The 13,457-nt window shown below is 54.8% G+C and carries 13 protein-coding genes and 1 tRNA gene; 7 read left to right on the forward strand and 7 right to left on the reverse strand.

Going from position 1 to position 13,457, the window contains the following annotated elements:
• Positions 1 to 205 precede the first annotated feature (205 nt).
• From CFT65_RS14820 to CFT65_RS14835, 4 genes are all read left to right on the forward strand, one after another.
• Positions 206 to 595 carry a hypothetical protein gene (locus CFT65_RS14820; RefSeq protein WP_088828855.1) on the forward strand — a complete coding sequence of 130 codons (390 nt, stop codon included), beginning with the start codon at positions 206 to 208 and terminating at the stop codon, positions 593 to 595.
• Positions 596 to 840: 245 nt separating this feature from the next.
• Positions 841 to 1,539 (forward strand): ATP-dependent zinc protease, encoded by a 699-nt coding sequence (locus tag CFT65_RS14825; protein ID WP_228705862.1) that lies wholly within the window; start codon positions 841 to 843, stop codon positions 1,537 to 1,539.
• Entirely contained in the window at positions 1,536 to 3,053 is a 1,518-nt protein-coding gene (locus CFT65_RS14830; protein WP_088828857.1) for an inactive transglutaminase family protein, read from the forward strand. The genes CFT65_RS14825 and CFT65_RS14830 overlap by 4 nt, the downstream gene beginning before the upstream one ends.
• Before the next feature lie 2 nt (positions 3,054 to 3,055).
• Positions 3,056 to 4,003, forward strand: a complete 948-nt coding sequence (locus CFT65_RS14835; protein WP_088828858.1) for an alpha-L-glutamate ligase-like protein — start codon at positions 3,056 to 3,058, stop codon at positions 4,001 to 4,003.
• A 60-nt stretch (positions 4,004 to 4,063) separates the two neighbouring features.
• Here the strand turns inward: CFT65_RS14835 and CFT65_RS14840 are convergent, their stop codons facing one another.
• Complete coding sequence (locus CFT65_RS14840) at positions 4,064 to 5,656, reverse strand: BCCT family transporter (protein WP_088828859.1); 1,593 nt, start codon at positions 5,654 to 5,656, stop codon at positions 4,064 to 4,066.
• Between the two features lie 260 nt (positions 5,657 to 5,916).
• Between CFT65_RS14840 and CFT65_RS14845 the strand changes: the two genes are divergently transcribed.
• Both CFT65_RS14845 and CFT65_RS14850 read left to right on the forward strand, forming a co-directional pair.
• Positions 5,917 to 7,560: an FMN-binding glutamate synthase family protein gene (locus CFT65_RS14845; RefSeq protein ID WP_088828860.1), complete on the forward strand. Its 1,644-nt coding sequence runs from the start codon at positions 5,917 to 5,919 to the stop codon at positions 7,558 to 7,560.
• Between the two features lie 115 nt (positions 7,561 to 7,675).
• Positions 7,676 to 7,752, forward strand: a tRNA-Pro gene (locus CFT65_RS14850).
• Positions 7,753 to 7,805: 53 nt separating this feature from the next.
• On the opposite strand, the gene CFT65_RS14855 is transcribed toward CFT65_RS14850, so the two are convergent.
• Complete coding sequence (locus CFT65_RS14855) at positions 7,806 to 8,429, reverse strand: Crp/Fnr family transcriptional regulator (RefSeq protein WP_088829576.1); 624 nt, start codon at positions 8,427 to 8,429, stop codon at positions 7,806 to 7,808.
• 134 nt (positions 8,430 to 8,563) lie between these two features.
• Here CFT65_RS14855 and CFT65_RS14860 point away from each other — a divergent pair, with 134 nt between their 5' ends.
• Positions 8,564 to 8,752, forward strand: a complete 189-nt coding sequence (locus CFT65_RS14860) for a DUF2892 domain-containing protein (RefSeq protein ID WP_088828861.1) — start codon at positions 8,564 to 8,566, stop codon at positions 8,750 to 8,752.
• 66 nt (positions 8,753 to 8,818) lie between these two features.
• Here the strand turns inward: CFT65_RS14860 and CFT65_RS14865 are convergent, their stop codons facing one another.
• The 5 genes from CFT65_RS14865 to rplT form a co-directional block, all read right to left on the reverse strand.
• Entirely contained in the window at positions 8,819 to 9,184 is a 366-nt protein-coding gene (locus CFT65_RS14865; protein ID WP_008170477.1) for a MerR family transcriptional regulator, read from the reverse strand.
• A complete protein-coding gene (ihfA, locus tag CFT65_RS14870) occupies positions 9,165 to 9,467 on the reverse strand; it encodes an integration host factor subunit alpha (RefSeq protein ID WP_007151838.1) in 303 nt (100 codons plus the stop codon). The genes CFT65_RS14865 and ihfA overlap by 20 nt, the downstream gene beginning before the upstream one ends.
• A 3-nt stretch (positions 9,468 to 9,470) precedes the next feature.
• A complete protein-coding gene (gene pheT, locus CFT65_RS14875; RefSeq protein ID WP_088828862.1) occupies positions 9,471 to 11,843 on the reverse strand; it encodes a phenylalanine--tRNA ligase subunit beta in 2,373 nt (790 codons plus the stop codon).
• A 60-nt stretch (positions 11,844 to 11,903) separates the two neighbouring features.
• A complete protein-coding gene (gene pheS / locus CFT65_RS14880) occupies positions 11,904 to 12,902 on the reverse strand; it encodes a phenylalanine--tRNA ligase subunit alpha (RefSeq protein ID WP_088828863.1) in 999 nt (332 codons plus the stop codon).
• Positions 12,903 to 13,053: 151 nt separating this feature from the next.
• On the reverse strand, positions 13,054 to 13,407 hold the full coding sequence (gene rplT, locus CFT65_RS14885) for a 50S ribosomal protein L20 (RefSeq protein WP_008170485.1): 354 nt from the start codon (positions 13,405 to 13,407) through the stop codon (positions 13,054 to 13,056).
• Between the last annotated feature and the right edge of the window lie 50 nt (positions 13,408 to 13,457).

Consider the following 13,457-nt stretch of genomic DNA (forward strand, 5'->3'; position numbering starts at 1 on the left):
ACCTTTTGCCCGGCGCACCGTCAAGTTGACTGGTGCTGCCGGTAAGGACCACGACTGTTTGGCAATAATTCGAAGCCCGGGCATCTAGCTCTGGACGCCCAACGTAATATCGTCTAAAAGGGTAAAATGTTCACCCGCCAAGTGGTTATTACCCTTTGGTAACCGTATGACGGGCAAGGACGGGATCAGAAATGGATAACAGATCATGTTGAAAGAATTGTGGCGAAAGCTGGGGGCGGAATTTCTCCACGATGACGGCTCCAGTCAGGACAGCCCATCCGGACTGTTCGGCACAGGCGCGTCCGGCAACAAGGAAGCATTCAGAATCCTGCCGCACATTACCCACACTGGCGAGTTTCACCTCGAGCGCCTCACCAGCCTGCTTAAAACCCGGTACGGAAAGAGTTTCGGGATGCCTTCCAGCAGTGCCGAAAGCGATGAGAACATCCGGGAGCTGATCAGTTTTGCCGCCCGAATTCAGGATCAGGATGTTCAGCGCGAACTACTGCTTTTCTACCTCAATTGCTCCCCCGTGATTCAGGAATACCTGCGTGCGGAAACCGTGCTGGGTGAGGGACATTTCCTGTCACGGTAAACACTACTGCCCCTTAACCATCTGTAAATCAACCGCACAGGTTGTATGTTGTATACTTCTCTTCCGTTTGTATCCGGTTTCACATGCACAGACCGTCATCACCGTTCCTACTCGGTTGGGACAGGCTGCCAGCTCAGGGGTTATTCATGGGTTTGAAATGTTTTCGGGCTGGACTGCCTAAACCTTCCTTCATCGCACTCGCAGGCATTCTCACGCTAACGGGATGTTCGGCAGACCGTTATTTCATGGTTCCCAAAACGGACCTCAATGAGGTTCGGGGATCCGTAAAGAGCCAGCGTGCGACTCTCGTTACCATGGAGGAAAATGCAGCGGCTCGACACGAGCAAGCCGTTGCCCAGACCCGCTCATCAACTCAAACCATCCTGGATGCCATCGCCACCCAGGTCGAAAAGCCCGAATGTCCGCCCGTTCAAGTCCAGAAGCAGTGCCCCGCAACAGACAACTCAAAAGGCCGCGCTGATCGCCTCAAGGGGAAAGTCATTGTCGGCGAGGTAGAGAATTTCTACCTCGCGGGTCCCGGCTTGATCTACAAAGCTCGAATCGACAGCGGCGCCGAAACTTCCTCCATCGACGCACGCAACATCACCCGGTTTGAGCGGGATGGCAGCAACTGGGTGCGTTTTGATGTACCCGTTCCCGGCACCGACAAGTTCGTGACCCTTGAGAAAGAAATCTCCCGTCGTGTCCGGGTTATCCAGGCCAGCGCGGACGAGGCTGAGCGCCGTGTTGTTGTCGAACTCCAGTTCTTTATTGGCGACCATCGGCAGGTAGCCGAGTTCACACTTGCCGACAGAACAAACCTGACCTATGAAGTTCTGATCGGCCGCAATATTCTGCGTGACGTAATGCTGGTTGATGTCGGCAAGGAGTACGCCACCGAATTGCCTGAATCCATCCGCAAAAGCAACGGGAACGAATCGTGACCACCCGCTCGCGCCTGCCGTTTTACATTGCCGTTTTTCTCCTCATCGCAGCGGGCATTTCGCTTGCTGTCTGGAGACACATTGAGCTTGGCATCCCCTGGCTGACAGGCGAGCAGCGTCCTGTCTGGATGGTCGAGGCCCGAATCGATTTTGACGCCGGCGACGGATCAGTGCTTGCCAGCCTCAACATACCCGAGCAACCCCCGGGATTCCGTATCCTTACCGAGCAGGCTGCATCACCTGGCTACGGCTTTTCAATCATCGACAGTTCTGGCAACCGCCGGGCGGAATGGAGCAAGCGGGAAGTCTCCGGACCACAGACTCTGTATTTTAAAGCCCAGTTTATTCCGGATCCAAACGCACAACCGGAACTTCCAGCGCGGGAACCAAAAACGCCGAGAACCTTTTGGGAAGAACCGGAAGCAACGGCCGTCGAGGAAATTCTGGAGCAGGCAAAGGCTCGGTCAAGTACCCCGGAGAGCATGACGCGAGAGCTGATTCGACTGATGCAGCCAGATACCCGGACACAAAACACCACACTGCTGGTCTCGGAAGAAAATTATCTGGACCTTCTGGTGGACATGCTCAACCACAGCGGCATCGCCGCCAGGATAGCTGATGGACTCAGGCTTGAGGATGCACGCCGTCGGCAACAGCTGATGCCCTACCTGCAGATTTACAACGGCAAACAGTGGCTCACCTTCAACCCGAAAACCGCTGAACAGGGTGTGCCTGACGATCTATTGCTCTGGCGCCAGGGCTCTGCTTCGTTACTGGATGTCGTGGGCGGGGAAAACTCCGAGGTGGGCTTTTCCATGCTCCGGCAAACTGTTCCGGCCCTGCAGCTGGCAACCATGCAATCCGCCTCCAACGGCCTCGGTTTCCTGAGCTTCTATGAGCTACCCATTGAAGAGCAAAGCATGTTCCGGATGCTGCTGTTGCTCCCACTCGGCGCACTCATGGTGGCCTTCATGCGGATTGTCATCGGCATCCGCACCTCTGGCACCTTCATGCCCGTGCTCATTGCCGTGGCGTTCGTCCAGACGACTCTGGTGCCGGGCCTGATCGCTTTCCTCTCGGTTGTCGCCATAGGTCTCCTCATGCGCGGCTATCTGTCCAGCCTCAACCTGCTGCTGGTGTCGCGGATATCCGCGTTGATCATCCTGGTTATTTTCATCACCGCGGGCCTGAGCATCATCGGCTACCAGATGGGATTCAACACAGGCATGACGGTCACCTTTTTTCCGATGGTCATTATTGCCTGGACCATTGAGCGCATGTCCATCCTCTGGGAGGAAGAAGGCGCCCACGAAGTCATGGTCCAGGGAGCCGGCAGCCTGTTTGTGGCCATCTGTGCTTATCTGCTGATGAGCGCGCCACTGGCTGGCCATCTGACCTTCAACTTCCCGGAGCTGCACCTTGTCATCCTCGGCTTGATCCTGTTGATGGGGCAATACACCGGCTACAAGCTCAGCGAGCTGAGGCGCTTTACGCCAATGAAGGCGTACGACTGACCATGGACTGGATATCGCCACGATCACTCAAGAAGCTGGGAATGCTGAATATGAACCGGCGCAATGTTGACTACATTGCCCGGTACAATGAGCGCTCCTCCTACCCCATGGTAGACAACAAACTGAAGACCAAACTGGTGGTTGCCGAGTACGGAGTAAAAACCCCGAAACTGCTTCAGGTTGTTCGCCAGCAGCATGAAATATCCCACTTCCGGGAAATGGCTGAAGATCTTGAGGGCTTTGCCATCAAACCGGCGAAAGGCTCCGGCGGCAAGGGCATTACCGTCATTACCGGTCGGGATGGCGATGAATACATCAAAGCGTCCGGTTCGCGAGTCGATTCTTCATTCCTGGAGCGTCATCTGACCAACATTCTGGCCGGGCTCTACTCACTCGCGGGCACGCCGGATGTGGCGATCGTGGAAAACCTGGTGGAGTCTGCTCCATCACTGGCAAAGTATTCGCATCAGGGTGTGCCCGACATCCGGATTATCGTTTTTCAGGGCTATCCCGTAATGGCCATGCTGAGGCTGGCTACAACCGCATCAGACGGTAAGGCAAACCTCCACCAGGGCGCTGTGGGTGTCGGCCTGGATATCGGCTCCGGGCGAGGTCTGAACGCCGTTCAGTTCAACCGCCCTATTACCCTGCACCCAGACACCGGCCTGGCACTGGAAAACATCCAGATTGAAGCATGGGATGAGATGCTGGAAATGGCTTCACGATGCTACGAGGCAACCGGGCTCGGCTACATGGGGGTCGATCTGGTGGTGGATGCCAACGAAGGGCCACTGCTGCTGGAATTGAACGCACGACCCGGACTTGCGATTCAGATGGCCAACGGTCGCGGCCTTCTTCCCAGACTGCGGGCCATCGAGTCGCTCAAACGACCACATTTTACGCCGCTGGAGCGCTCCCGTTACGCCATGGAAACGTTCGCCAGTTCCTGAATTTTCATCGGGCATAAAAAAACCGGGGCAGAAGCCCCGGTTTTTTATTTCAATGCACCCTCAGGTCAGCTCACCCCTGGCAATCAGGAGTTGCCGCTCGTGACTGAGCCCCTTAAGCAAGCCCCAGGTCATGATCAGGAGAACTACCGTAAACGGCAAACCGGCACTAATAGCGGTCGCCTGAATCGCGCCAAGTGCATCTTCACCGCCACCAAAGATCAAGGCAGCAGCAATCGCACCTTCGGCAACAACCCAGAACACACGCTGAGCAGTCGGTGCATCAGTCTTACCACCGGCTGTAATGCTGTCGATAACCAGCGAGCCGGAATCTGAGGATGTTACGAAGAACACCAGCACCAGAATAATTCCGACGAACGACAGGATCCCGGTCAGCGGCAGATTTGCAAACATCTGGAACGTTGCCAGAGAAACTTCAGTCAGGCCGTTCTCAGCCAGCTCACCAACACCCTGCTGGATCTGTTCGATAGCAGCGCCACCGAAAGCGCTCATCCATACGACTGTGATGACGGTCGGAACGATCAACACTGCGGTAACAAACTCACGTACGGTGCGTCCCTTGGAAACCCGTGCGATGAACATGCCAACGAACGGTGACCAGGAAATCCACCATGCCCAATAGAAGACGGTCCAGCCCTGGAACCAGGCTTCGTCTTCACGAGCAAACGGATTACTGAGCTGCAACGCATTGCCAACATAGTTGGAAGAAGTAACCCACAGAGTTTCCAGAATGGTCATGGTTGGACCAGCGAAAATGACGAACAACAGCAAAATGGCGGCGACGGCCATGTTAATGTTACTCAGGACTTTCACGCCGCCATCGAGGCCCCTCAGCACTGAGATCAATGCAAGCGCCGTAACGCCGACGATAATCGCCATTTGGATATTCGTTCCAGCTCCAACGTCGAAGAGATAATTAAGGCCGGAAGCCGCCTGCTGAGCACCGAAACCGAGGGACGTCGCAAGACCAAAAATAGTGGCTACGACCGCCAGAACATCGATCACGTGACCAGGCCAACCCCACACCTTGTCTCTCAGCAAAGGGAAAAAAGCGGAGCGAATGGTCAGCGGCATGTTTTTATTGAAGGCAAAGAATGCCAGGGAGAGCGCAACGATCGCATAGATGCCCCAGGGGTGCAGACCCCAGTGGTACATGGTCGCGCCCATGGCAAGATTGCGGGCTTCATTCGTGCCGGCCTCTACGTTGAGTGGTGTCTCATACCATCCTGTGTAGTAGGCCACCGGCTCGGCAACGGCCCAGAACATGAGACCAATACCCATGCCAGCCGCGAACAGCATGCAGAACCAGGAAATCGTAGAGAATTCAGGCTTGCAGTCTTGGCCACCAATACGGATTTTACCCATCGGTAGAAAGATCAACGCCAAACATACAACAACAAAGATGTTGGCACTGATCAGGAAAAACCAGTCAAACGTCGCGATGATGTCCCATTTCGCTCCATCGAGCAGCTCTTTGGCCTGCCCGGGGAACATCAGGGTCCCTATCACGAACGCAACAACCAGTATCGCCGTAATCGGAAATACCGGTGCGTGGAGATCCAGCCCGAACGGTGTGATATTGTCCTGGCCGGCCACGTAGTCCGTCGAATATTCGTCTTTAACTACCTCGCCCACGTTATGGCGCCTCCTGAGTTGGTAAGTCGTTTATTCAGAATCGGAGTTCAAACATTACAAGCGCGTTATCATAATGTTTTGAGTTCAAAACATCAAAACTACGATTATTTTAGCCGCCTTGATATTTATCATAGACCATGATCGACAACGGACCAGCCAAAGTCCGGACCAATCGAGGCAAAATCCCGCGTCGTACGACTAAACTCTTCTGCATCAGCCGCGCCATTCGAGCCGGTTTTGCGAAACAACCAGAGGATTCCATGGAAAAAACAAAGACCTTTCCGCTTCGCTATACGGCCTATGCACTGAGCATTATCGGTTTTCTCGTTTCCCTTGGTCTGGCCATAGCTCTGGATGCTGGCTATGTATTCCCACTGATATTCGGTGCTTTCGCAGCCCTTGGCACTTATGATCTGGTACAGCGGCGGCACACCGTCAGCCGCAATTATCCCATCATGGCCAACTTCCGGTACCTGCTTGAATCCGTCGGGCCTGAAATCCGGCAATATTTCATTCAGTCCGACACAGAAGAGCGTCCCTTCTCACGAGAACAGCGGACGATCGTTTATCAGCGCGCCAAGAATGTTCTCGACAAGCGACCTTTTGGCTCCCAACTCGGCATGTACGATGAGGGGTTCGAATGGATGAACCACTCGCTCGCCCCTACACGCCTCGACAGCAGTGATTTCCGGATTCTGATCGGCAGGAACTGTGAAAAGCCATACAACGCCAGTGTGTTCAATATTTCCGCCATGAGCTTCGGCTCGCTCTCGGCCAACGCCATCCTCAGCCTGAACACCGGCGCCAGAATGGGCGGCTTCTATCACGACACCGGAGAGGGCTCTATTTCTCGTTACCACCGCCAGCCGGGTGGTGATCTGGTCTGGGAGATCGGTTCCGGGTATTTCGGCTGCCGCCACGAAGACGGTTCGTTCAACGAGGACATGTTTCGACAGAATGCCGCACTTGACCAGGTAAAAATGATAGAACTCAAACTATCCCAGGGTGCAAAACCCGGCCACGGCGGTATTTTGCCCGGCGCCAAGGTTACCCCTGAGATCGCCGAAGCACGGGGCGTCTCCATCGGCGAGGATTGCGTTTCTCCTGCCAGCCATTCGGCGTTCTCAAACCCCATAGAGATGCTGGAATTCATTGACCGGCTTCGGAAGCTGTCTGGCGGCAAACCCATAGGGTTCAAGCTAGCCATTGGCCACCCCTGGGAATGGTTCGCCATTGTCAAAGCGATGCTGGAAACAGGGCGAAAACCTGATTTTATAGTGGTCGATGGAGGCGAAGGCGGCACTGGGGCTGCACCCCTGGAGTTTATCAACCGGCTGGGCATGCCGATGACGGAAGCTCTTTTGCTGGTTCACAACACACTGGTTGGCACCAACCTTCGGGAAGACATTGCCATTGGAGCCGCAGGCAAGATTACGTCGGCCTTCAACATAGCCCGAACCCTGGCCCTTGGTGCGGACTGGTGCAACGCGGCCCGCGGCTATATGTTCTCCCTGGGCTGCATACAAGCACTCAACTGTCACACCGGCCGCTGCCCTAGCGGCGTGGCAACCCAGGACCCACGGCGCGGTAACAAGCTCGACGTAGAGCTCAAGAGCCAACGGGTGTACAACTATCACAAGAATACCCTGGACGCCCTGCAGAACCTGCTTGAGGCCTCGGGCCTGAGACACCCATCCGAACTCGGCCCCGAGCACATCGTACGGCGGGTTTCCAAAACAGAGGTGCACTCTTACATGGACCTGTTCCCTTTCCTGGAACCGGGTGCGCTTCTTGAGGGAAAAACAGACCTGACCGTGTTCGATAAATACTGGGAATTCGCCCGCCCAGATACCTTCGAACCACCCGAATTCATCCTGAAACTCCGGGAAACCAAGTTACGTTAAAAAACGGGCATCAAAATCGCTATCGGATGTTTATTTTTTCCATGGGCTCGTGTAGACTTCGCTCCCGCTAAGCCACTGAGAATACTCTCAAGTTTTGATGTGGCGAAGAGCGAATCGGGGCGTAGCGCAGCTTGGTAGCGCACTTGCATGGGGTGCAAGGGGTCGTAGGTTCAAATCCTACCGTCCCGACCAGATTCCGACAAAAAGCCCGGGCCGAAAGGCCCGGGCTTTTTGTTATCTGACTTTTATTCCGTGAACGCACCTGTAAAGTCAATTTTACCTCGAGCCAGCCGCAGCCTGCCTTTGCGCTCCAGCTCTTTTAACAAACGACTGACCACCTCCCTCGCTGTTCCCAACTCGACAGCAAGCTCCTGGTGGGTAATCGTGATCGCACCCTGTCCGGCACGAGCCTCAAGCCAGTGTACGAGACGTTCGTCCATGCGCCGGAAAGCGACTTCCTCTACCAACAACATCAGATCATTCAAGCGGCGACCGTAGGATTCCATAATGCCAAGCCGGAAGTCAGCAGACTGGTCCATCAGCCGGTCGAATAAACCTCTCGGTACCATGAACACCTCGGCGTCATCCTCAACCACAGCCTCCGCCCGAAAGCCATCGCCAGTCATCAGACACCCGATCGAAAGCGTGCAAACGTCATCGGCGCCCATTCGGTATAGAACTATCCGATTACCGGATAATCCGGTCATCTGAACCTTCACACTTCCATTGAGCACAAGGGGAAGGCCCTGGCACGGATCCCCCGCACGGAAAAGGATCTTTCCATGCTCGAATCGCAGGGGCTGCAAACTGCTCAGGGCATCTCTGCGAAGGTCTTCCGGCAAAGTGTCTAGAATACTGTGGTGCAACATGGGCACTCCCATGAAATAAGTGACAGCGCTGAGGATAACCAATTCTGCGCCTCTGTGACTTTATCACTGACTGGGCCGAAGGACAGGCGCTAACCTTTATATTGTCGTCTCATATCAACCAAGGAGAATGGATCATGAGCATCAATATGGGTTCCGCGGATCGCATCATTCGTGCCGTCGTCGGCATTGTACTTCTGGCGCTTGTGTTTGTGGGTCCACAAACCGCTTGGGGCTGGATTGGCATTGTTCCTCTGGCCACTGCCGCAGTGGGCAACTGCCCCGCCTATTCAATCCTGGGCATCAAGACCTGCAAGAAGCAGTAAACGTGCAGGCATAAAAAAACCGGGGCAGCCTTGCTGTCCCGGTTTTTCTTCTGACTTTCGGAAGCGCTATTTGACCGGCGCGTTCAGAACTTCAAGCACTTCTTCCAGCTCTGTAATCATCTGACGAATCAGTTGCTTATACTGGGAGGTATCATCTTTCACCTCGTGACTGCTCAGCTTCTGCTTTGCGCCACCGATAGTGTAGCCCTGGTCATAGAGAAGGCTACGAATCTGGCGGATGGTAATAACGTCCGCACGTTGATAATACCGTCGGTTGCCACGACGCTTTACCGGCGACAGCTGCGGGAACTCCTGCTCCCAATACCGCAGGACGTGCGCTTTCACCGCACACAGCTCCGCCACCTCACCTATGGTGAAATAACGCTTCCCGGGAATCGTGGGAAGTTCGTTGTTATGACTGGGTTCCAGCATACGCTTCTACTTTTTGCTTTAGTTTTTGTCCCGGGCGAAACGTAACGACACGCCGTGCACTGATTGGAATCTCTTCACCGGTTTTCGGGTTCCGTCCCGGACGCTGCTTCTTATCCCGTAGATCGAAGTTACCGAAACCGGACAGCTTCACCTGCTCGTTGTGGCTGAGAGCGCCTCTGATCTCATCGAAAAAAGCTTCTACCATTTCCTTGGCTTCGCGTTTGTTCAGGCCCAATTCCTCGTACAACCGCTCTGCCATTTCCGCTTTCGTCAAAGCCGCCATCTCTCAACTCCTCAGTGTTGCCCCCAGCTCTTCTTTCAATGCGTCGATCACACCGTTGAAGAGCGAATGCACTTCATCCTCGTTCAATGTACGTTCGGGGTGCTGCCAGAACAGGCTCAGGGCCAGGCTTCGGTTACCCTCACCCAAGCTCTCACCTTCATAGACATCGAACGCACGCAACGCTGTCAGCTGCTCACCGGCATGCTTTTTCGCTACACGCTCCACATCGGCGAACGCTACCTCGTTTCCGATAATAATAGCCAAATCCCGACGAACTTCCGGGAATTTTGAAATTTCTTTGAAATTAGGCACATATCCGGTAACGATTGAATTCAAGAATAGCTCAAACATCAGGATCGTGCCATTAAGTTCAAGATTTTTCTGAACTTGTGGATGCAGAGTCCCCAGCCAGCCCACGCGCTCACCGTCGCGCATGAGTTCTGCAGTCTGTCCCGGGTGCAGAGCAGGATGCTGGCTGCCAACAAAATGGATCTCAATGCCAAGCAAACGGAACAGACTCTCCAAATCCCCTTTTACATCAAAGAAATCCGCGATTCTGCGACCGTTCGCCCAGTTTTCAGGAAACTGACTACCCACAACCACACCGGCAAGCATCGGTTGCTGGTTAATACGCTCGCCCTCCTGAAGGAAACGCAGGCCGGTTTCAAACAGACGGATACGCGGCTGCTGCCGATTCTGGTTATAGGCCACGGTTTTCAGCAGTCCACTCCAGAGACTGGTACGCATCACTGACAGATCCGAGGAAATCGGATTGGCCAACGCAATGCCCTGCCGATCGGGATCGACCAGTTGCTGAACTTTCGGATCGACGAAGCTGTAGGTCACAGCTTCCTGGTAGCCATGATCCACAAAGAAGTTGCGGATAGCCGAGACCGGACGAACTGCCTCCTGCTCCGGGCGGAGACCGAGTGAACCAGTGGGCTCGGTTACGGGCAGATTGTTGTAGCCATAGATCCGCCCGACTTCTTCGATCAGGTCTTCTTCAATAGAGATGTCCGGGCGGAAGCTGGGCACACTGACCCGCCAACCGTCTTTCAGGAGCTTTTCCACCCGCAGCCCGAGCCGGGTCAGGATTTCCTCGACGGTGGTTCGATCGATTTCCATACCCAGAACATCGTTCAGCCGGCGGGCTCGCAGGTCGACGACCCGATCCTCGGGAATATCCTCATCACTGACAACTTCGACAATTTCGCCAGGCTCACCACCAACGATATCCATCAGCAACCGGGTGGCCCGTTCCATAGCGTTCCGCGCCAACTTGTAGTCGACGCCTCGCTCGAACCGGTGCGATGCGTCTGTGTGGAGGCCATAGTGACGGGCCTTGCCCGCCAGCGTAATCGGATCGAAGTAAGCGGATTCCAGCACTAGATCCCGTGTTTTCGGGCTGACTCCAGAGTGCTCACCGCCCATGACACCGGCAATGGCAATTGGTTTTTCATGATCCGCAATTACCAGAGTGCCAGGGGTGAGCTCAACCTCCTGGCCATCCAAAAGGACCAGCTTTTCGCCAATCCGAGCCATTCGGACATTAATCCCGCCCTGAATTTCATCACGATCAAAGGCGTGCATGGGCTGGCCAAGTTCCAGCATGACGTAATTGGTGACATCCACAGCGGCATCAATGGAGCGAATACCTGAGCGTCGGAGCTTTTCCTGCATCCACAAGGGCGATTCCGCCTGCAAGTTTACATTCCGTAGAATTCGACCAAGATACCGTGGGCAACCCACGGGCGCCTCCACCCGGATATCAGGTACCTCAGAGTGCACCGATTCCACGGCCTCAATCGCGGGGCTGTTTACCAGCATACTGTTAAGCACGCCCACTTCCCGGGCAATGCCCTTGATGGACAGGCAGTCGGCGCGATTCGGAGTGAGATCCACATCGATGGTGACGTCGTTCAGCTTCAGATAATCCCCAACGTCCTGACCCACCGGTGCGTCCGCGGGGAGCTCCATCAGGCCATCGTGATTATCGGAGAGCCCGAGCTCAGACTCGGAGCAAAGCATGCCCTCGGAGGGCTGACCGCGAAGCTTGGCCTTCTTGATTTTGAAATCACCGGGCAGGACCGCACCAACCACCGCAAAAGGCACCTTCATACCTTCCCGAACATTTGGGGCACCGCAGACCACCTGAACTTCTGAGGAGCCATCACTTACCTGGCATACCCGCAGCTTGTCTGCATCCGGGTGGGGCTGTACCGACTGGACTTCACCAACGATTACGCCACTGAATTGACCGGCCACCGGCTCGAAACCGTCCACTTCCAGACCCGCCATGGTGATCTGGTCCATCAATTCCTGGGTGTCGATTTTCGGATTGACCCACTCGCGCAGCCACTGTTCACTGAATTTCATGGTTATTGCCTTGTCCTGATGCGGTTATGCCTGTTTGATTGGATGCCTTGCTCTTGCCTGTTAACGGAACTGTCGCAGGAAGCGTAAGTCGTTCTCAAAGAACATGCGCAGGTCGTTTACGCCATAACGAAGCATGGCCAGGCGCTCTACACCAAGGCCGAATGCGAAGCCACGGTATTCCTCAGCATCAATTCCGCAATATTCAAACACTTTCGGGTGCACCATTCCGCAGCCCATAACCTCGAGCCACTTGATGCTGCCATCGGCTTCACGACCCCACTCAATATCAACTTCCGCAGAGGGCTCGGTGAAGGGGAAATACGATGGCCGGAAACGGACCTGAAGGTCCCGCTCGAAAAACACCCGCAGGAATTCTTCAACCGTGCTTTTAAGGTCCGCAAAACTGACGTTTTTCTCGACCAGAAGCCCTTCCACCTGATGGAACATGGGGGTGTGAGTCATATCCGAATCACAGCGATAAACCCGGCCAGGGCAAATCATGCGAAAGGGCGGCTTGCCGGCTTCCATGGTTCGAATCTGTACCGGTGAGGTGTGGGTTCTCAGCAGTGTGCCCGGGTTAAAATAAAACGTGTCGTGCATCGCGCGGGCGGGATGGTGGCCAGGAATATTCAGGGCCTCGAAGTTGTGGTAATCATCTTCAATCTCAGGCCCCTGCTCGACGGTATAGCCTGCCCGGGCAAAGAAATGCTCGATTCGCTGCAGGGTGCGGGTAACCGGGTGCAACCCACCCAGATCCTGACCACGGCCGGGCAAAGTCACATCAATGGATTCACTGGCGAGCTTCTGCTCGATGGCAGCACGTTCGAGGTCGTTTCGCCGGGCATTGATGGCTTGTTCCACCTGACCCTTGGCTTCATTGATTTTCTGGCCGGCGGCGGGACGTTCCTCGGCGGACAGTTTGCCCAGAGTTTTTGCCTGCTGGGTAATCACACCCTTCTTGCCAAGATACTCAACACGAATTTGATCAAGTGCCTGCAGGCTGTCGGCGCTATCAACTGCTGCCAGACCATCCTGAACCAGTTGCTCCAGGTTTTCCATTGACCCTGCTCCAAACCAGAAATGGAAGTGCTTAAAAAGTAACTTCAAAAACAAAAATAGGGGAAGAGCGTGCCCTTCCCCTATCAGGAGGCGCCGTCATGAAATTATGAGGCGCCCATATCGATCAGCAATCGATGAAAGAGCTAAGCGATCACAGGGACGCTTTGGCCTTCTCAACAACAGCGGCAAACGCCTGCTGCTCGTTCATGGCCAGATCGGCCAGAACCTTACGATCGATTTCAACGTTAGCCTTTTTCAGGCCAGCGATCAGACGGCTGTAAGACAGACCGTTGGCGCGGGCACCAGCATTGATACGAGCAATCCACAGAGCGCGAAAAGCACGCTTACGGTTACGACGGTCACGGTAAGCGTACTGACCGGCTTTGATAACCGCTTGCTTGGCTACACGGAATACCCGGCTACGAGCGCCGTAGTAACCTTTGGCCTGATTGAGAATCTTTTTGTGACGACGGCGTGCAACCACACCACGTTTTACACGAGCCATACTTTAATCCTTCTACCTGTACTTTCTAAGGAATGATTTTCGCGGCTGGA

The organism is Marinobacter sp. es.048 (assembly GCF_900188435.1).
Lineage (GTDB): Bacteria > Pseudomonadota > Gammaproteobacteria > Pseudomonadales > Oleiphilaceae > Marinobacter.